18 protein-coding genes and 1 pseudogene are annotated in these 20,004 nt (G+C 48.7%); 11 read left to right on the top strand and 8 right to left on the bottom strand.

Annotated elements, in window-relative coordinates; genetic code table 11:
• Positions 1 to 71: 71 nt before the first annotated feature.
• Genes B0475_RS05695 through B0475_RS05665 form a run of 7 tightly spaced genes read left to right on the top strand, consistent with a single transcriptional unit; the run spans position 72 to position 5,895 of the window.
• A complete protein-coding gene (locus tag B0475_RS05695; protein ID WP_077410798.1) occupies positions 72 to 995 on the top strand; it encodes an SPFH domain-containing protein in 924 nt (307 codons plus the stop codon).
• Positions 992 to 1,450 (top strand): NfeD family protein, encoded by a 459-nt coding sequence (locus B0475_RS05690; protein ID WP_077410797.1) that lies wholly within the window; start codon positions 992 to 994, stop codon positions 1,448 to 1,450. Before B0475_RS05695 ends, B0475_RS05690 begins: the two co-directional genes overlap by 4 nt.
• Positions 1,447 to 3,279 carry a hypothetical protein gene (locus B0475_RS05685; RefSeq protein ID WP_077410796.1) on the top strand — a complete coding sequence of 611 codons (1,833 nt, stop codon included), beginning with the start codon at positions 1,447 to 1,449 and terminating at the stop codon, positions 3,277 to 3,279. Before B0475_RS05690 ends, B0475_RS05685 begins: the two co-directional genes overlap by 4 nt.
• Before the next feature lie 45 nt (positions 3,280 to 3,324).
• The gene (locus B0475_RS05680) at positions 3,325 to 3,864 is read left to right on the top strand and encodes a gamma carbonic anhydrase family protein (protein WP_077410795.1); all 540 of its coding nucleotides are present in this window, start codon (positions 3,325 to 3,327) and stop codon (positions 3,862 to 3,864) included.
• Positions 3,865 to 3,870: 6 nt separating this feature from the next.
• The gene (locus B0475_RS05675; protein WP_077410794.1) at positions 3,871 to 4,830 is read left to right on the top strand and encodes a hypothetical protein; all 960 of its coding nucleotides are present in this window, start codon (positions 3,871 to 3,873) and stop codon (positions 4,828 to 4,830) included.
• A complete protein-coding gene (locus tag B0475_RS05670) occupies positions 4,830 to 5,300 on the top strand; it encodes a SixA phosphatase family protein (protein WP_077410793.1) in 471 nt (156 codons plus the stop codon). The genes B0475_RS05675 and B0475_RS05670 overlap by 1 nt, the downstream gene beginning before the upstream one ends.
• Entirely contained in the window at positions 5,290 to 5,895 is a 606-nt protein-coding gene (locus B0475_RS05665) for a rhomboid family intramembrane serine protease (RefSeq protein ID WP_157892732.1), read from the top strand. Before B0475_RS05670 ends, B0475_RS05665 begins: the two co-directional genes overlap by 11 nt.
• Here B0475_RS05665 and B0475_RS05660 read toward each other — a convergent pair whose 3' ends face one another.
• The 5 genes and pseudogenes from B0475_RS05660 to B0475_RS05640 form a co-directional block, all read right to left on the bottom strand.
• Positions 5,896 to 6,717, bottom strand: a complete 822-nt coding sequence (locus B0475_RS05660) for a pseudouridine synthase (RefSeq protein ID WP_109862353.1) — start codon at positions 6,715 to 6,717, stop codon at positions 5,896 to 5,898.
• Positions 6,707 to 7,309 carry an SMC-Scp complex subunit ScpB gene (scpB, locus tag B0475_RS05655; protein WP_077410791.1) on the bottom strand — a complete coding sequence of 201 codons (603 nt, stop codon included), beginning with the start codon at positions 7,307 to 7,309 and terminating at the stop codon, positions 6,707 to 6,709. Before scpB ends, B0475_RS05660 begins: the two co-directional genes overlap by 11 nt.
• 13 nt (positions 7,310 to 7,322) lie before the next feature.
• A pseudogene (locus B0475_RS05650) lies at positions 7,323 to 8,123 on the bottom strand (segregation and condensation protein A); the annotation flags it as partial.
• A complete protein-coding gene (locus B0475_RS05645; RefSeq protein WP_077410790.1) occupies positions 8,116 to 8,733 on the bottom strand; it encodes an L-threonylcarbamoyladenylate synthase in 618 nt (205 codons plus the stop codon). The pseudogene B0475_RS05650 and the gene B0475_RS05645, both read right to left, overlap by 8 nt.
• Positions 8,734 to 8,735: 2 nt before the next feature.
• Positions 8,736 to 9,221, bottom strand: coding sequence for an asparaginase domain-containing protein (locus B0475_RS05640; RefSeq protein WP_077410931.1), 486 nt, complete (start codon positions 9,219 to 9,221; stop codon positions 8,736 to 8,738).
• A 77-nt stretch (positions 9,222 to 9,298) separates the two neighbouring features.
• On the opposite strand from B0475_RS05640, the gene B0475_RS05635 reads away from it, so the two are divergent.
• Positions 9,299 to 10,120 carry a hypothetical protein gene (locus B0475_RS05635; protein WP_077410789.1) on the top strand — a complete coding sequence of 274 codons (822 nt, stop codon included), beginning with the start codon at positions 9,299 to 9,301 and terminating at the stop codon, positions 10,118 to 10,120.
• A gap of 54 nt (positions 10,121 to 10,174) precedes the next feature.
• Entirely contained in the window at positions 10,175 to 12,739 is a 2,565-nt protein-coding gene (locus B0475_RS05630; RefSeq protein WP_077410788.1) for a hypothetical protein, read from the top strand.
• 5 nt (positions 12,740 to 12,744) lie between these two features.
• On the opposite strand, the gene B0475_RS05625 is transcribed toward B0475_RS05630, so the two are convergent.
• Together B0475_RS05625 and B0475_RS05620 are read right to left on the bottom strand one after the other, a co-directional pair.
• Entirely contained in the window at positions 12,745 to 13,548 is an 804-nt protein-coding gene (locus tag B0475_RS05625) for a M48 family metallopeptidase (RefSeq protein WP_077410787.1), read from the bottom strand.
• 31 nt (positions 13,549 to 13,579) lie between these two features.
• Positions 13,580 to 13,897: a hypothetical protein gene (locus tag B0475_RS05620; RefSeq protein ID WP_157892730.1), complete on the bottom strand. Its 318-nt coding sequence runs from the start codon at positions 13,895 to 13,897 to the stop codon at positions 13,580 to 13,582.
• A 154-nt stretch (positions 13,898 to 14,051) separates the two neighbouring features.
• Between B0475_RS05620 and B0475_RS05615 the strand changes: the two genes are divergently transcribed.
• Both B0475_RS05615 and B0475_RS05610 read left to right on the top strand, forming a co-directional pair.
• Positions 14,052 to 15,413, top strand: coding sequence for a TonB family protein (locus tag B0475_RS05615; RefSeq protein ID WP_077410785.1), 1,362 nt, complete (start codon positions 14,052 to 14,054; stop codon positions 15,411 to 15,413).
• 172 nt (positions 15,414 to 15,585) lie between these two features.
• Positions 15,586 to 16,083, top strand: coding sequence for a 2TM domain-containing protein (locus B0475_RS05610; RefSeq protein ID WP_077410784.1), 498 nt, complete (start codon positions 15,586 to 15,588; stop codon positions 16,081 to 16,083).
• A 134-nt stretch (positions 16,084 to 16,217) separates the two neighbouring features.
• Here B0475_RS05610 and B0475_RS05605 read toward each other — a convergent pair whose 3' ends face one another.
• Positions 16,218 to 19,769 (bottom strand): hypothetical protein, encoded by a 3,552-nt coding sequence (locus B0475_RS05605; RefSeq protein WP_077410783.1) that lies wholly within the window; start codon positions 19,767 to 19,769, stop codon positions 16,218 to 16,220.
• Between the last annotated feature and the right edge of the window lie 235 nt (positions 19,770 to 20,004).

Here is a 20,004-nt window from a genome sequence, read left to right as displayed (position 1 = left end):
ATCACCAATGGCACATGAGAAATGATTTATAATCATGCTAAAATCATTACAAAGCGATTGGAGGCCCCCTTATGGACGACACCATTTTTTATATCATTCTTGGCGTATTTGCAGTCATCTTTCTGCGCAGTGTATTTGTGGTTGTGCCACAGGGATTTGAATACACCGTAGAACGATTTGGACAATTCCGTCGGGTTTTTTCACCCGGCTTGGGAATGAAAGTGCCTTTTGTCGAACGCATTGGCCGGAAAATCAATATGATGGAACAAGTGGCCAATGTGCCATCACAGGAAGTCATCACCAAGGACAACGCCGTGGTCACTGTCGACGGGGTGGTGTTTTATCAGATTCTGGATTGCGTCAAGGCCGCTTATGAAGTGAACCGCCTGGAATATGCCATCCTCAATCTGACCATGACCAACATCAGAACCGTACTGGGCGCCATGGATCTGGACGAATCACTGTCCAAGCGGGATGAAATCAACCACCGTTTACTGGCCGTGGTTGATGAGGCCACCTCACCCTGGGGGGTCAAAGTCACGCGGATTGAAATCAAAGACATCAAGCCACCGCAGGACTTGGTCGCAGCAATGGCCAAACAAATGAAAGCTGAACGTCTTAAACGGGCTGAAATCCTGGAAGCTGAAGGCCACAGACAATCTGATATTTTAAAAGCCGAAGGTTCAAAACAATCAGCCATTTTGGAAGCCGAAGGCCTGAGACAGGCTGCCTTTTTGGAGGCCGAAGCCCGAGAACGTGAGGCTGAAGCCGAAGCCAAGGCCACCCACATGGTGTCTGAAGCAATTTCCTCTGGCAATCTCAATGCCATTAATTATTTTGTGGCGCAAAAGTACCTCGACCAGTTTGGCAAATTTGCTGACTCTCCCAATCAGAAAACCTTGATTTTGCCCATGGAGGCCACGCAGGTTCTCGGCTCACTGGCCGGTATCACTGAACTGGTCAAAGAATTCAAAGACAAGGAGGCTGGTACATGATTGGATACCTGATGAGTCTGTCACCCTGGCACTGGTTGTCTGCCGCGGTGTTGTTGCTGGTGGTGGAAATGATGGTCGGTTCTTATTACCTGCTGTGGGTCAGTTTTTCCGCTTTTCTCACCGCTGTGCTGCAATGGATGTTTGGCCTCAATTGGGAATCACAGATGGTGATTTTCACCCTCGCTACCATATTTTCTGTCATTGCCTGGTATGTGTATGACAAACGCAGAGATAAATCACACAGTCACCCAACACTCAACAAACGCGGCCATCAATACATTGGCCGTACCTTCGAACTCAGCCAACCCATCATCAATGGGGTTGGTAAAATCAAAGTCGATGATTCAACCTGGAAAGTCAAAGGTGCTGATGCACCGGTTGGCACGCTTATCCAGGTCACCGACATTGATGGAACTGTTTTAATTGTAGAATCCAAAGGAGAATCCAAACCATGAAAAAACTCATGATCCTGGTCATGACCATGTCCCTGGTGGCATGTAGTGATGACCCGAAAGAAACCCCGGCTAAGGCGGTCACTCAGGCAGCTGCCCAGCCTGACATCCTGTCATACATTCCTGCCGACACCCCGCTTTTGTTGGTCAGTGGCATCAATCCTGATCAATATCCTGACAGATACCAGGAAGTCATGCAAAGTAATATGGATGGGGCCGTTAAATACCTTGAAGTATTCATGAAACAAGCCATGAAAACAGCCGAGAAAAAGCAGGCTGAACTGGCCGAAGCATTGGCCGAAACCTTAGAAAGTGAAGGTATGCCTGAAGATGTAGAATCGATCACCATTGACTCCACAGATCAAAATGAAATGGCCACCAAAGCCATGAGTTTTCTGGACAAATGGTTAATCCAGGACAAATTCAACAAAGTCGGACTGAAAGTGGGAGAAACCCAAATCGCCGTTTACATGGTAGATCTGTTCCCGGTAGTTCGTATCAAACTCAGCGCCGGTAACCAGATGGAAGCCATGTTGACTGAGGCGCAACAAGAATTTGACCTGCCCATGACAATGACCGAGGTCAGTGGAATCAAAGTCCGTGAAATTGCAGCAGAAAAAATAACTGTGCTGTTGGCCACAGACGGTGAATACCTGACCATTTCGGGTGCCCCTGCGGTGATCAAGGATCAGTTGATTAATCAATTGATTGGTGCTGAAAAACCGGCCACTACTCTGGCAAACGACCGGTCATTGATGGATCAGGTCAAGCAGGCTCACGGTTACACCAATGACGATTTAATGGTGGTTGATTTTCAAACACTGGCAGACCATTTCATCAATCCTGCAAAACACAATTCTGCATTGGTGAACTTTTTACAAATTGAAGACAACATGTTATCGGCTGTCTGTAAAGCTGAGATCACAGCATTGATTGGTCATGCGCCGCGCATGGTCGCTGGCAACAAACAATTGACCAATGACACGATTCACGGCACCTTTGTTTGGGAAATGGATGCTGCTTTGGCCGCAGACATGGCCACCCTGGCCGGCCGCATTCCACATGGTAATGCCGATGCCGCCTTTGCTTTTGGTATGAGTTTTGATCTCATGGGTGCCAAGGATGTGGCGGTTAAATACGCCAATGATCTGGTGGCATCGCCATATGCCTGTGAACATTTGGCACCATTGAACCAGCAAGCCGCTGAAATGCAGGCCAAACTGAGTCAACCCATTCCACCTTTTGTGGGTAATTTCAAGGGCTTTAACCTGTCTCTGGACGAATTGAAACTGAATCTGGAGAATGCCAACCTGGCCAACCCGGATCCCAATGAAATGATCGAAAGTCTGAAAACCCAGATTTTCCTGGCAGTGGACGAAACCGAAGCCCTGATGGGTATGGCACAAATGATGGTGCCACAGTTGCAGGGTATGGAGCTGAAAACCGATGGGTCATTGATCACCCTGGCCGACAAAGTGCCAATGATCAGTGGCAAAGACGTGCCATTTGACATCAGCCACCTGTATGCAGCCATTTCAGCAGATACCATTGGCCTGTCACTGGGTCATGAAGGTGGTGGTGAACTGAGTGAAAAAGTACAGGATTCCGGTAAGCAAGCGTTGATTGCCATGAGTGCCAGTGCCGAAGGTTACCGCCAATTGATGGAACAGGTATTCGCCATGGCTGACATGCCCAACATGCCGCAATCGGTCAAAGAGGAACTGCAGATGCAGAAAGAGTTAACGCTCAGTATGCTTTACTGGACTCATCAGGACGTATCGATGGGCTTCTCTGACCAGGGATTTGAAACCGACTTTGTGATCAAATACTGATCATAAAAACAATCCAGCGCCCCTGTTCTCAGGGGCGTTTTTTTTATGAAAAACATCAGACCTTTTCAACACCACCACCCTGACATTGATCCCAGCGCCTACATTGATGAAGCCGCTGTAGTGATTGGTGAAGTCAGCATTGCTGCCGATGCTTCTGTCTGGCCGATGACGGTCATCAGAGGTGATGTTCATCACATCCATATTGGTGCCCAATCCAACATTCAGGACAACAGTGTATTGCATGTCACCCACCGTTCTGACCATAACCCTGATGGTGGGCCCCTGATCATTGGCCAGGGGGTAACGGTGGGCCATGGAGCCATTCTGCATGCCTGTCGCATTGATGACTACTGCCTGATTGGCATGGGAGCCACTGTACTGGATGATGCCCACATGGAGCACCACAGTATGCTGGGGGCCGGTAGCCTGTTGTCACCTGGCAAAGTGATCCGCAGCGGAGAGTTGTGGTTGGGTAATCCTGCCAGAATGGTTCGTCGGCTCAGCACAGCTGAAATGGAATCACTGGACTACTCAGCGCGGCATTATGTTAAACTGAAAGACCTGTATAAAGGCCCGACAGGTTAAACTGTAATGAATGAGTCCGCAGCCATTGATTCAACTGAGCGCATGATCAGCGAATATCAGCAGGCTGAAGACGTGTTGGCACAATTGCCAGCAGACCATGTCAAACTGACTCACTGGCAATTGTGGGCCGACCAGGTATTTGCTGATCAGCCATGGCATCGCCAGTTGTCTCAAGCCATGACCATTGCCTATGCACGTATGGCCGTTCGAAATGGCAGCCTCAGCCATCATCCTCGCAGTTACCACAATGAATACCACATCAATGACTTATTGCTGCGCATCATGTACTGTCAGGAATCCAGTGAACAACCCATCACACCCGAACGACTGGCCTTACTGAGTTTGTTTGCCGCCTGTCATGATCTGCGCCAGGCTGAACCAAGAAAACCTGAATCTGATGATTCACTGGTGGGTGCCAATGAAGTAGCCAGTTTTACTGAAGCACATCGCCTGATGACCCAAACCAGTGATCAGGGTTTATGGACATCACACAACCAATTGCTGCTGAAAACCATGATTGAAGGCAGTACATTTGGCTCCGGAGGTAAACGCAGTAAAAACTTTTTTCAGGGTAACCTGGCTCATCATTTGCTGGCTCAACTCGATTTGCCGGATGAAGACGCACAATTGGTGCTCCTTGCCTGTGACATTGACACCGCAAATGTCAGCCTGCCGATTGATGATTTTGCCGATTCAGCAATTGATATTTATGACGAATTGTTGTCTCATCAACAAGCCAACCTCAGTGCCCATGAGTTTTTCAGTACCCAACAGAAGATTTATTTTTTTGAGCTACAGGCTTTTCATGCCGACCGGTCCCGGCTGCTTTTTCAACCACACAAAGACAGCAATCAGAACAGCCTGCGGGCTTTATCTGCGCACATTGAGGCATTGCCTGCTGCTTTATCTGACAGCGAAATCAAAACCCAATTCAAACAGAAAGCCATCGAGCTGAGTCAGTTGTGATGAATCTGTTCGTTGTCAGACACGGTGATTCACCATTCACAACGGCCACTGACCATCAGCGGCCATTGTCTGACCTGGGAATCCGGCAGGCCACCCAAAGTGGTCGATTCATAGCCACCAGAATACCAGCTTCAAAAAGCTTGATTGTCTGCTCAGATGCCCTGAGAACAACGACCACAGCCCACACCATTGGAGAACAGCTCAACAGCGTTGAAATCAAGGCACAAGCGAATTTATATGGTGCCCAAACCGGTCAATGGTGCGATGTGATGGAGCGGCATGCTGACATTGACAACCTGATACTGGTTGGACACAACCCAACCATGTCTTTATTGGCGCGACACTTGTTTTCTTTACGAGCCTTTCAGTTTCAACCAGCATGTGTGGCCCATTTTGGCCTTGAAATTGACGCCGATGGCCTCAGATTACCGGCTCAATACAAAGAGTTCTTTAACCCAGATGCAAGCTAACAACCCATTGAGCGCCATCCCACCGGTGACCCGCAACATCCTGATCGCCATTGTGGTGATGTACCTGGCACAAAACATCCTGGGACAAACCGGCGGACAATTTATAGGCCGTTATTTCCCACTCTATCCGATCGGTTCTGAATTGTTTTATCCCTGGCAATTGGTGACCTATGCACTGTTGCATGGCAGCCCCATGCACTTGTTCTTCAATGGCTTTGCCATCTGGATGTTTGGTTCACAGATTGAACATTTCTGGGGAGAGAAAAAATACAGTATTTTCATCATGGTTTGTATCATTGGCTCAGGACTGGCCAATGCATTGTTAAGCGACATTGGTGCAATCGGTATATCAGGCGCTGTTTATGGCCTGTTGGTGGCTTATGGCATGATGTGGCCCAACCACACCATCTACCTGGTATTACCGCCAATACCCATCAAAGCCAAATACTTCGTGATGATATTTGCCGGCATTGCACTGCTCAGCAGCATCAACCCCAGAAATGATGGCATTGCGCACATTGCCCATTTGGGTGGTGCCATCACAGGATTTCTGCTGATCCAGTACTGGCGGCGTAAACCACCATTTAAGTGGTGATCAGCGCCGGCCTTTTTTCACTGACTTAACCACCAGTGATTGATCAGAGGGCTGATAAGCGGTGTCTTTAAACAAGATGTCGAGCTCTTTGGCATTCAGCTCCCGACATTCGCCCTGACGCAGATTTTTGGGCAGAAAAACCCCTCCGTAGCGCACCCGTTTCAAGCGGTTAACCTGCACATTCTGTGACTCCCAAAGGCGCCGGACTTCACGGTTTTTCCCTTCCATGATGGCCACATGAAACCAGCTGTTCGCTGATTTTTCATTGTCTTCATCACCGGCAGGCTGTATGTCTGAGAAACGCGCCACACCATCTTCCAGCTTGACACCACTGAGCAGATTACGGATGTTTTCTTCAGTGATTTCACCAAACACCCGACATGCATACTCACGATCAATATTGGCACTGGGGTGCATCATGTGATTGGCGAAATCTCCATCATTGGTGAACAATAACAAGCCGGTGGTGTTGATGTCCAAACGACCAATGTTCAGCCATTTTTGCCCTTTTATTTTGGGTAATCGGTCAAACACCGTAGACCGGCCTTTTTCATCCTTGCGGGTGGTCACCTCACCTGTGGGCTTGTGATACATCAATACCCGGGGCCTGACGGACTCTGTTTCCACCACCCAAACGCGGTTTTTCCACACCACTTTATCACCTGCCTGGAGTTTTTGGCCCAACACCACCGGTTTGCGGTTGATGCTGATCTGTCCCAATTTGATGGCCTGTTCAATTTGCCGCCTTGAGCCAAGCCCGCAACGGGCCAGGGTTTTTTGTATGCGTTCGGTGGGTTCAAAACCCATGTCATCATGACTCATCTTTTAATTCCTGTTGTGTGTTTTCACTGGCTGCCTGATCTGGAAAATCCAGTTCCTGCTCCAGGGTTTCAATGTCTTTGATTTCAGCCAGGCTTGGTAAATCCTGTAGTGAAGTCAGATTAAAGTGATCCAAAAATCCTTTGGTGGTGCCCAACATGGCAGGCTTACCGGGCACATCCCTGTAACCCAGTACCCGGATCCAATCCTGGTCCATCATGAAGTGAATGATTTTACTCGACACCGCCACCCCACGAATGTCCTCAATTTCACCCCGGGTGATGGGTTGACGGTAGGCAATCAGAGCCAGGGTTTCCAACAGCGCTCTGGACAGTTTTTTGGGTTTTTGTTGTTGTAGATTTTGTAACCAGTGTTGTACCGATGATTTGGTTTGCAATCGATAACCCCTGGCCAACCGCTTTAACTCAATCGACCGCTCTGCATAATCAGCCTCCAATGCGTTCAGGGCTTGATTAATGTCAGTAACAGTGATTTCCTGATCGGCAAACATCTGCAGTAAATCTTTGGCAGAAAGGGGCTCATCAAAGGCCAGTAAAGCCGCTTCAATGGTGTGTTTAAGTTCTTTGATTTCCATGTTAACTGCCTGCTGCCTGTAAGTAAATTTCTCCAAATGGCGCATTTTGGACCAGCTCAAGGGTTTGTGCTTTGAGCAACTCTAGCACCGCCAGAAAAGCCACCAGCGCACCTTGCCGACCTTCTTCGCGGGTAAATAATGCATAGAAGCTGATGGTTTTGTGGGCCATCAATTGATCCAGCACCAGAGTCATGCGATCACGAACACTGAGCACTTCCCGTTCAATTTCATGTGACACCTTCAGGTCAGCCCGAGCCATCACCTCTTTAAAGGCCATCAACAGGTCTTTGATGTCAACCTCAATGTCCACATCTGACTGTTGTTGCTGGTCATGATAAACCGTCGCAATAAAAACGTCTCGGCCTACCCTGGGTAATTCATCAATGTCTTCAGCAGCTTGTTTAAAGCGTTCATATTCCTGTAACCGCCTGATCAGTTCAGCCCGTGGATCGCTTTCTTCTTCCTCTTCACTGGCCGGTTTGGGTAACAACATCCTGGACTTGATTTCGGCCAGCATGGCAGCCATCACCAGGTACTCTGCGGCCAGTTCGAAGTTCAACTGGTGCATCAATTCGATGTATTCCACGTATTGACGGGTGATGTCATGTATTGGAATGTTAAGGATGTCCAGATTCTGCCTTCTGATCAGATACAACAGCAAATCAAGCGGCCCTTCAAATGCTTCTAAAATGACTTCCAGCGCATCCGGTGGAATGTATAAATCAGTGGGCATCTGGGTGAATGGTTTGCCTTCCACCACAGCGAACGGCATCTCTGCCTGTTGTACCTGATTATTGGGTGTTTGTTCAGACAAAATCGATCTCGCCCTTACCTTGCCTGATGATGTTGATGTCACCTTCAGAAAGATCCACCACCGTTGATGGGTCCTGTTCACAATAGCCGGCATCAATGATGGTGTTCACCCGGTTACCTGCCCTCAGCTCTATGTCCTCAACATCCAGCTCATACATATCGACTTCAGGGAATTCCAGGGTAGACGTCATCAAAGGTTCACCCAATTCTTCCAATAGAGATTGTACCACCGGATGGGCATCAATCCTGATGCCTATGGTTTTCCGCTTTTGATGCTGTAGCTTTTTGGGAACCCGTCGGGTGGCTGCCATGATGAACGTGTAAGGTCCCGGGGTATGCTGTTTGATCAGCCGGAATGCCACATTATCCACCAATACAAATTCCGTCATTTGTGAAATACTGGAACACATCATGGTGTAATGGTGCTGGGCATCTATTTGTTTGATCAGGGCCACAATTTTGGGGGCTTTGAGGTTATCAACGCCCCAACCGATCGCATAACCAGAATCAGTCGGGTAAATGATCAGGCCGCCATTGCGCACCGTTTCAATCGCTGCCTTGATTGACCTGGGTTGAGGATTTTCCGGATGAACGCGCAGGATATTGGCCATGATCACACCTCCTCAAAACGATTGGCTTTGCGGTTTTTCCTGACATGTTCAGGGTCCCAGACCAGGCCGTTCATGATGACCCAAACACCCGGTGGTTTGGTTTGCACCGCAGCCACAGCACAACCAATGTTAAAAATCGCATCGGTGGCATTGAAGCGTGCCGGGGTGAGTGCTCCGGTCAGAACGATTGTTTTGTCTTCAATACCATGGAGGAAACGTGCGGTGTCAACCATGGTGTCGGTTCCATGGGTGATGAGAAAATGCTGTTCATCAGATTTCGCGATCACCTGACGTATCAGTTCCCGGTCTTCATCAGTGATGTAGATCGAATCTTTCTTCATCAGCGGCACCACTTCAAAATCAAACCCCACATGATATGTGTTCAATAACTCACCAATGATGGGCTTACCGATTTGATAGTCACTGAGGTCATCAAAATACAATTTATCAATGGTGCCTCCGGTGGTGATTATTTTCAGGTTTTTCATGTTTTTGATGGATTCATTCGGGTGGTTTATTGTAGACCAAATCAGTTCATCCGATATGGTTTTTTGCCTGATATTCAATGCCTTTATTCCAGTATACCATTGATGTCAATGGGCCCGAAACAGTTGCTCATGACGTCTTCGGAGCATTGCTTTATAATGAGCCCATGCATAACCTGTCTGCCAAATTCAGTATCGTCAGTTTATTGGTGTTACTGATCTCTTTTATCAACCGCAATGAGATTCCGGCGGATTTGCCATTGCTGCCTGAATTGAACATTGATCCGGTACAGAGGGCTGTGAATCAGGCACCATTTATGACCACTTACAACGATGAACAATTCCTTGTCAAACCCAGGTTTGATTACCGACTCAATGGTCTGGTGGTATCTTACCGATTGCATGACTCGGAAAATGGCATGATGCTTCATGCCTTATCAAAAGACCACCTCAATGTGGCTGACTTTTGTGTGGTCTGGGGAGACTCAGCCAATCCTGAACTGTTGCAGGATTTCGATTTCAGTAACGGTCAGTTCACCTGCAACTACGGCAGCCAAAGCCGGCAGGCCTGGGATGCTTTTAACCACCACCAATTATCCAACAACCACCTGTTGGCAGCCGATGAATTCGTCAGGGACACCATCAAAGACATTCAAATCGGTGATCAGATCACGCTCTCCGGTTGGCTGGCCAATTATCAGAACCCAACAGGGTACGAGCGGGCCACCAGTACCACCCGTACTGACACGGGTAATGGTGCCTGCGAAACCATTTTTGTCAACGACATCAGCATCGTACGCCCGATGAACAGTTTCTGGCGCCAATTAATGATGTTTTCACTCGGTGCATTTCTGATCAGCACTTTTCTGTATTTCACATCGCCCTATGTACCCAATAAATAGTGAAAGTGCTGATTCAGTGTTTGGTTGCTGTCGCTATTCGGATACAATAAATCCATGAAAAATCTATTACTGACCGCCACCCTGTTACTGGCCAGCTTCAGCAGTCACAGCCAGGAAGACCCATCAGCACAGGAAGCCGCGGTGACTTTGTCGGCCCATGCAATCGCTGCACATTTACGCAGTAACTACGACCCGGTGCACGCTGCTTACCTGACCCAAATGGCCTGGGAACTGGCCCACTCTTTCGCCTCTACAGAACAGTTACAACAACAGTGGTTACAAGCGCTGGAAGCTGAAGTACCAGATTATCAGGCATTCAACCGAATCAATACGCATGCCTTGATGGCCCAGACCCTGATTGCTCACTACAATGGCATGACCCTGAACAAATGGCGCACCACCAACCTGGAACTGCCACCTCAAATCAATAAACCGGAAAACGGTTTGCTGCCAGATCAGGCGTTTCAGCACTGGGTAAATCTGCCTTATTTCTGGGAACAAATCATCAGCAGTCAACCACAACAGGTTGCCAACTGGCTGGTATGGCCGGAAACCACGCTGGAACCAATTGAACCCCGCGAAATCACCCAATCTGCCTTGTCAGTGACACTGCAGTGGCTGAGTACAGACCTTGAACAACCAATCACTGCTTTGTCGGTCACTGATCCTGACATTCATTACCACGATGAATTGACCACTGCTCTGATCAGGCAAAGGCACCACCGATTGACAGATCAACCGCTGGCCTTCAGCAACGACTGGATTGAAATCTATCAGCTGATTGAGCTCAGTGCCACCTTGCTTACGGCTGACGAACAAACCCGTCTGAACACCCTGCTTGAACGAGCCCTGGAACAATGGCAGCTTTGGCAGGAAGTCACTACCCAGATTGATGTCAGGCTACCGGAACTGTTGACCCGGGTGTTGACTGAACTGCCAAAAAAATTCAAAAATCCCGATCACTTCAATGCCGTGCTGAACCAGGACATTCTCAACCTGCAACTGGGCATGGACGACACGGCTGCTTACCTCGTCCATCCCATCCGCAATGAGTTACAAAAAAACCTTGAGGTTTGTTTGAACCTGAGCGACAAAGAACCACCGGAACCTGCCGAACCCATAGCAGACAACCAATTCAACAGCTGTTTTGATGAACTGTACAAATGGGCCACAGAAACGGCCAGTGAACCCAATTTGTCTGGCAACCAGGTCAAACCGGATAACCCAACCAGCCTGAACCGGGCACTGGAAATGCCGAGTGTTCAAATCATCAATGTGCTGGCCACAGAGGCCGTGTCTGATGAAAGTTGTTTGCAACAGCTGACTCAACAACCCAACAACTTTGAGTGGCTGCTGGCTGCCGAATCAATTGCCTGGTTTCATGACCGCTGGCCAGGTCTCTTTGCGGCCAAAAACAAATCCTCAGCCATCGGCTCATTGATCAACAGCGGACAGCGACTGAACCAATACCCGTCCTGTTTCAGCAACGCCAATCCATTATCCGCATTGAATCAGAAATTGCTGGCCAAGTGGGAACGTTTGAAACTGGAAATCAATAACCACATCACCGATTATGCTGAGACCGAACTGGTTGAAGGCAGCGACATTGATTTGTTTGGTTCAATTGACCAGGTGACCCGACACATTCCTGATGGACTGGTCATCAAACCTTGTGATGTGACCACATCCTGTGGGGCATTCACCGAAATGGAACCATCTGCTGCGGTGATGAAATTGTTTCCCAATCACCTCCGGCTGGCCACCCAGTTTGGCCTCGGCGAACTGGAGATTTGTTATGACCAGGTGCAATGGCAAAACCGCAAGTCGGTTCCAACCCACCTGGACAACAACAAAATAGCCAATTTTGAAGGACAGCTGTCTGTCAGGTTGAATGGCAAATATGCCGGTGCGACGGTGTTTACCCAGCCACTACTCAGCGAGCAAAAGCTCATTTATTTGTTTGGTGAAAATAACCAGGAAACTTTGGACACGGCCTGTCCGCTGCCCATCATTGGTAAACAAATCAACACCTCACTGGACCGGGGAACTTTCGGCTTACTGCCCAACCGCCTGACCTTTCTGACTGCTCAGAAAGCCGACGTCAATCAAGTCATCAGAAATAACTGGGACGCCTGGCTCGCTCAAATTCAGGATCAATCACTCTCCACCACCTATGTGGATGAAATGAAACCGATTAAAACCACGCTCAATGACGCCTTTTTACAGCATGTCAACACCTTACAGCAGCAGATTTATCGCAAACTGACCACCAGCAATCCATCACGCATCAATGATTCTGCTTTGTCCAGGGCGGTGTTTGAATTCCTCAATCAAAGACAACTGCTGAATCACATGGTCAGTGGCCTGTATCCACTGAGTCACAACAGCAATACCGCGATAAGAGCGGCTCTGTATGGTGATGACAGATTGGTGGATGAACAGTTTTTTCGTGAGGCATTCACCAATCAAACCAATGTGACTGATCTACTGAACTTGGGTGATGCCAGGATGAGCCAACATCAAGGCAGTTGGTCAGTGGTGATGCCTACGCAAAACGGCCTGGTCAACGCCACCCTGGAAGTTCTGCACAAAAAGGCCCGCTTTATGGGTGCAGACTGATGCGTTCATCGGCGACAACGGGGATTCACTCCGTTGGCCAGGGCCTGTTGTTGAATACCAATGGCTTGTTGCATGATCTCATTCAGTTTGATGATGCGGTTTTCCGGCTCAGGGTGAGTGGATAAAAACTCAGGTGGCCGTTGACCGCCGGAAGCTGCGTCCATATTGCGCCACAACTGCACACTTTCGGTAGGATCAAACCCTGCAGCAGCCATCAGGTTAAGACCTAACTGGTCAGCTTCTTTTTCATGGGTCCTGGAGAATGGCAGCAACACCCCAACCTGGGTTCCCAGGCCCAGCACCGCCATGGCAATCTGCCGCTCACGTGAGCCTTCAACGTGCTGGTTGCTCAACATGTCAGCGACTTGCAAACCGGTTTGAGCTGCCATTTGAATGGATACCCGTTCGGCACCATGGCGCGAGAGCACATGGGCCACTTCATGACCAAGCACTGTGGCCAGCTGAGACGGCGTGGTGGCCACATCCAATAAACCGGTGTGCACTCCGATTTTACCACCAGGCAAAGCAAAAGCATTGGCACTGTCATCTTCAAAAACCACCACTTCCCAGTTATTGTCCTGCCCCTGATCAGGCAGGGCATTGATGATGGCGAATGACACACAACCGACATAACTTTGTTGTCTGCGGTCTCCGGCAACCTTTTGCGCCTTTTTCAGTTCCTGAAAAGAAGTCACACCCATTTGATTCATTTGTTGATCACCAACGAGAATCAGTTGTTTACGACCGGTGGGGCTGGTGGCGCAGGACGCCAGGGTAAGGATGATCAGGATGATGCCTGTTGTTCTCATTGCGGTGCTCCTTCTGGGTTTTGTTGACTGTTCAATCCAATAATAACACAACTAATCCCGTGGCCAGGCCCAACACAAACAAAAAGCCATAGAGCCACTTGGCCAACTGATATTTTTTATAAACCGGGTCATCTTTGACGTATTTGGCGCGGTGATGCAACCACACCATTTCCAGCAGAATCACAAACACTAACAACATGATGAACACCACGCCGAATACCCGCAATGCTTGAGCCCATGGCTGTCCGTCAAAAACAAAGCTGGCCAATGCCACAGCGTTGGACAAGATAATCGCAATGAGCAGGGCAATTCTGAGCGGAGTAAAAACGACGTAATTGGTTTGATTCATGGGTTTCCTCAGGAACTTATGCTGGTAAAAATGCTCATTATAACCTGAGCGTGTCAAATTCAGATCATTGTTAAAAAGACAAATTTTTGCTATGATTTGTTGTTGGAAAAACACTTTTTTGGTGTCTTAATTCTTAATACAGGGAGTATTTCATATGTCAAATCATCTTCAAATTGTTCTGTTGTTCCTGCTGCTGACTGTCACACCAGGCTGGTCCAAAACCACTCAGGCAGACATCCTCACCGCAATCAAGCAACATGAACAAGGACACCATCAACAGGCCTTTGATGCATTCAAGTCTTTGGCTGCATTGGGCAGTAACCAGGCACGTTATCACCTGGCCCACATGTACTTTAATGGAGAAGGTGTGCAACAGGATGTTCAGCTGGCCTATGCATGGAGTCAATTGATCGGGGAAGAAACCTCAGATAATCTGCAGAATTTGCGCCAAATCATTCAGCAGAATCTGACCAGTGAACAACTCCTTCAGGCCTCTCAGCTGGCTAAAAAGTTAAATGAATCCTGGGGTGATGACGCCATTCTGTCTCAGCTGGCACCCATTAAACACAACCCTGATCAGCGGCAAGAAAACAACCAGGGATTCAACATCACCATGACCGAACGAGCAGCACCCCGGTATCCAAAACGTGAATACCTCAATGGCACCCAGGGTTGGGTGCGGGTGGCGTTTAAAATATTCCCTGATGGCTCAGTGCGCGATCCTTATATACTCGAATCTGTACCCAACGAAGTTTTTGATGAAGTCACCATCGAAGCCATCAGTAAATTCAGGTTCAGCATCAGCTTTGATGATCAGGCTACCATCAAACCCATACCGGCAGTTCAGATGGTTCAATATGTGCTCAATGAACCGCAGGAAATGGTCCGCACATATCAGCAAAGATTACATGAACTCAAGCAAAAAGCCGAAGCCGGCCACCCAGCTGCTCAGTATTATTATGCCCTGGCTGCCAGTTCACGTTCACTGATCAAAGATTATGTTGACATGCCTGAAGCATCAGTAAATAACTGGCTGCTTAAAGCCGCACAAAACGGTCACAGCGATGCCCAGTTTCAGTTGGGATACAACATTTATTACGGCAAAGGCTGCCAGCAAGATAAACAGCGTGGCATCAACTGGATGGTGGAAGCCGCCCAACGTGGACATGCCAGAGCTGCCAGACAAGCTTATGAATACCTGATCACAGATCAATTGATCAACACTTCAGACCATCCGCCCGAATATTGGCTAAAGTTGGCTGCAGAGGCCGGTGACCCGGATTCTCAGTTGGCCTATGCACAACATTTGCTACAGGCCGGTCAACTCACAAAGGAGGACACATCCCACATCAATGACCTGCTTGAATCTTATCAAAAATCCCGCGATCGTTCTGTCAGCTATTACCAGGCAGAAGCCCTTTTACATGAGCACCTGGGGAATCCAAAAAAAGCCAAACGGGCGCAAAAGAAAGCCACTAAACTGGCCAACAAACTGGGTTGGGACTTGGCCAAATAAATCCCCTTCAACCTTTATCCAATACAGAGCTGTCCCGGCTCTGTGTTGGGTTTCATTGAGCGCATACAGGGCCCGCTGTCAGGTGCCTTGTCACCCGCAAGTCGCATGACAGTCCTAACAATTTGCGGCATAATAAGGACAATGGATATCCAGTGAAACAACGAATATCATCATGATCGTCAAAAAACTCAGATTGCAACAGAACTGGTCTCAGGAACAATTGGCTGAATACAGTGGATTGAGCATCCGCACCATTCAACGCATTGAAAAAGGCAAGCCAGCGAGTCTTGAGTCGTTTAAATCGATCGCGGCGGTGTTCGAAGTGCATGTTGATGATTTACAACCGGAGATAGCCATGAAACAAGACAACCACAGACCTGCCACAGATGAGCAGGCCCCTTTAATCACCCGTGAAGAAACCGAGGCCATGGAGTATGTTCAGGGCCTAAAAAGCTTCTACTTGCATGCCATGACTTTTGTGGTGATTAATATTTTCATCATGCTGGTCAACCTGATCACCAGTCCGGGGTACCTGTGGTTTTTATGGGCCCTGTTAGGCTGGGGGCTGGGTCTGGCGCTGCACGCCTTGTCCACTTTTGATTGGCTGGGTCACTTTGACAGTGACTGGGAAAAGAAACAAATTGAGAAACGCCTGGGTCGCAAACTCTGAACAACTGCCTGACACCAGTCGGCACTCTGGCCATTATCTGCAACCCTGACGAATGCCACTACCGGCAGTGAATAACCTCTTTCGTATGACCAGCCAAGCAAAACAAACCCGCCAGGAGGCGGGTTTTTAGCAACTCAATCAAAGTCATTTTGATAAATCAGGTCATTACCGCACAACACCTCGACCAACACATGATCACCTGAAATCACTCCCTCACTGAGGCCAATGGTTTCACAGGTATTGGCCGGATCGTCAGGTTGATTGGCCACTTGCACATCATAGTGGCTGCCACTGATCCAGCGAGTGGCAAATGGTGTGGACCCATTTTGATTAATGATCAGATCATCACTGCCATTGTTCTGTATCATCAGCCCCGGTCCGGTTAAACCTGAAACCAACACGCCAATCTGATAGGTATTGATCATGCATTGGACATCCACATCAACCACATCATCACCATCAATCACCCCTGAACCCTGGTTCACCTGGCAGCTGTGTTCGTTGGGCAAGGCTGATACGGTCACCTGATAAGGACTGCCATCGACCAGGGGTAGTGAAAACACAAAGCCACCATTGTCGGTGATGTTCAGGTCATCAGTAGCATTATTTTGCAACGTCAGCCCGGTCGTTGCCAGACCACTGACGTTGCCGCCAATGAAATAACTGTTGTCTGTACAGCTCACCTGCACATCCGTGACATCCGTATCAGCTACGGTGCCACTTTCATTGCTGACCGCACAGGTCTGTTGTGCTGGCTGAGACAGAACACTGACCAGATAAGAGTTACCAAAGGTGAGTGGTGTGTCGAAACTAAACCCTCCATTTGCAGTGATGGACAGGTCATCGGCTCCATTGTTTTGCAACACCAGACCACTGGCTGCCAAACCACTGACACTTCCCCCAATGTCATAGCTGTTGTTGGTACAGCTCACCAATACATCCGTGACATCCGCATCGGCCACCGTGCCACTTTCATTGTTGACTACACAGGTCTGATGTGCTGGCTGAGTCAATATACTGACCAGATAAGCTTCACCGGCAGCAATGGGCGTGTCAAAGGTAAATCCCCCATTGCCTGTCAGGGTCAGATCATCGAGCCCATTGTTTTGTAAGACCAGCGTTCCATCCAGGCCACTGACACTGCCTCCAACCGTGTGATCCAAACCGACACAATCAACATCGACCTGAGCGTCACTGCCATTGATGGTGCCGCTGCCATTGGCCACTGAACAAATCTGTCCGTTGTCCGGTTGAGTCAGCACCACCACATCATAGGGCGTGCCATTGGCAAAATCCGGACCGAAATCAAAGGGTCCGTTGTTGTTGATGATCACATCATAAACCCCGTTGTTGCGCAGAATCAGGTCATTTCCCGTCAAGCCACTGACGGTGCCAGTCACATTGAATGTGCTGATAGAACAATACACATTGACGTTGGTTACATCCTCATAACCCACGGTGCCTGAAGCGCCGACGATGCTGCATGTATAGCCAGTTGGGGTACTTACCACACTGACACTGTAATCCCTAAAGTCCTGCAGATCAGTCAAAAACTCATAACGGCCATTGTGGTCCACAGATAAAATTTCATTGCCATTGAGAGACAATTGCATGGCTTGTCCCAGCGGTAATCCAAACGCTTGGCCACCCACAAAATACCTTCCGGCGAAATCGTACACCACCCCAGCTGCTGAAGCATTGTCATTGGGGGTGGTCATCGTGCTTGTGGCATCACCATCTTCACCTTTGGCTGCCACATAAATGTGTTCCCCGCGAAGGGCGACGGCGTTGCCAAAACGATCAGACAAGCCTGCATTATCTGCTTTCAGGTAATTTTTTTGCCCCCAGACATCATCCACCCTGACAAAAACATAGGCAGCTCCTGCGTTGGACAAGTCATTATTAGGTGAATCCATCGTGCTGTTGCCATCGCCATCCTCACTGGGCGCTCCGACCACAATGGTGTTACCTGATATGGCCAGTGAATCTGCAAACTCATCATCTGCCTCCGCATTGCCGGCTTTCAGATAACCTTGTTGACTCCACACAGCATCTTCCCGAACATACACGTAGGCTGCGCCGGCATCTGTGGCCCCGTTATTGGATGAGGCCATGGTGCTATTGGCATCACCATCTTCAAGCACCGTTCCCACCACCAATGTATCACCATCGATGGCCACCACTTTCCCAAACTCATCATTGGCCTGGGCATTGTGGGCTTTGAGATAGGCTTGCTGACTCCACTGACCATCATCACGAACGAATACATAAGCCGCACCAGCCTCACTGGCTGCATTGTTGGGCGTGTTGATGGTGCTGTTAGCATCACCGTCTTCTCCAAAGGCACCGGCCACGATGGTGTCTCCTGAAATAGCCACAGAAATTCCCAGTTGATCACTTACTTCGGCTTGACTGGTCTTCAGGTAGGCTTGCTGGCTCCACTCAGATCCCAACCGGGTATACACATAGACGGCCCCGGCGTTGGCGGCATTGTTGTTGGTGTCATCCACGGTGCTGTTTCGGTCACCATCTTCCCATTTAGAACCCACCACAATGGTGCTGCCATCAATATCGACCGTCTCGGCAAATTCATCACCACCTGTTTCATGGGCTTTCAGATATGCCTGCTGAGTCCAGTTCGTTCCGTCCTGTTTAAACACATAGGCAGCCCCGGCACTGAGTCTCGAATTATTCGGGTTATCCATGGTACTGTTGGCATCACCATCCTCATTGGCTGCCCCAACCACAATGTAGCTGCCGGAGATGGCCACTGATTCACCAAATTTATCCCCGGATTCTGCATTACTGGCTTTCAGGTAGGCCTGTTGCTGCCAGCCATTAAAATCATAAGTAAACACATACGCCGCACCGGCGGCACCCGCTCTGTTATCACTGCTATCACCATTGATGATGGTGGCCGCACTGTCTTCAAATGGTGTGCCCACTACCATAGTTAAACCATCTACATCCATGGAAAAGCCAAACTCATCTAACGCATCTACAACCACAGGTTTGAGGTAATGTTCCTGACTGAAGCTGGGATCAATGGTGATTGGATAACTGGCCTGGCGGTCGTCAACCACCAGGGTGATGCTGGCCTGGTCAGCCGCCAGTTGCATGTGGCTGGGCAGCACCAGGCCTTGGCTGTCCCAGACTTTTAGCCGGTCGTAGCTGATGCGCTTATTGGTCTGGGTGGTAAAAACCAACTGATTACCTGACTGACTCACTTCAGCGTTGGTCTCAAGCCCGATGGTCAGCTGCAACTCCCCCTCAGTTGACAACCGGTTGTTGATGCGAAACCACTGTTCCGTTTTGTCTGGTGAATTAACCCACCATTCTTCTGTGCCGTTGCTGTGCTGATAAGTCAGGGTATCACCATCCGCCATGAGTGTTGGCTCTCGCTTTATTAGCAAGGGTCCAACAGACGCTAATTTCATGCCAATCTCAACCTCAGCATTCTGCAAGATGGTCTTACCATCCCGGGCATAGTTAACCTGCCAACCCTGTGCAGCATTCATTGCCACAAAACCTTCATCTGTTGGCCGTGGATGGTAGCGACTGGCTGCAATTTGTTGTTTTATGTGGAGCCAATCCTGGGCTGTGACACCGTTTGGCAAACTAAATGCCCTGGCGTTCAATGAACAAAACAATGCCATAACAAACAAAGTAGTTGATGATAATCTCATTTAAATCACACTTCCTGCCCTGTTGCTTACTCATTGATTGAGCGCACACAACAAGATCAATTAAAAGCAAAAAGTATATTTGAATCGCTCCTCTGTCAGTTCTTCAGGGATGATAATTCATAATGAATTAACAGGGTATTCATAATTCATCCTGCCAACCTCATTCATTTCATGTTTTTTTCAGGTGTATTTTAAAAGTAAAAAAAAGCCCGCTGAATGCGGGCTTTCTTTGCTT

It is taken from the genome of Marinicella sediminis (assembly GCF_002000055.1).
GTDB lineage: Bacteria > Pseudomonadota > Gammaproteobacteria > Xanthomonadales > Marinicellaceae > Marinicella > Marinicella sediminis.
This window is presented reverse-complemented; position numbering and strand designations above follow the sequence as displayed.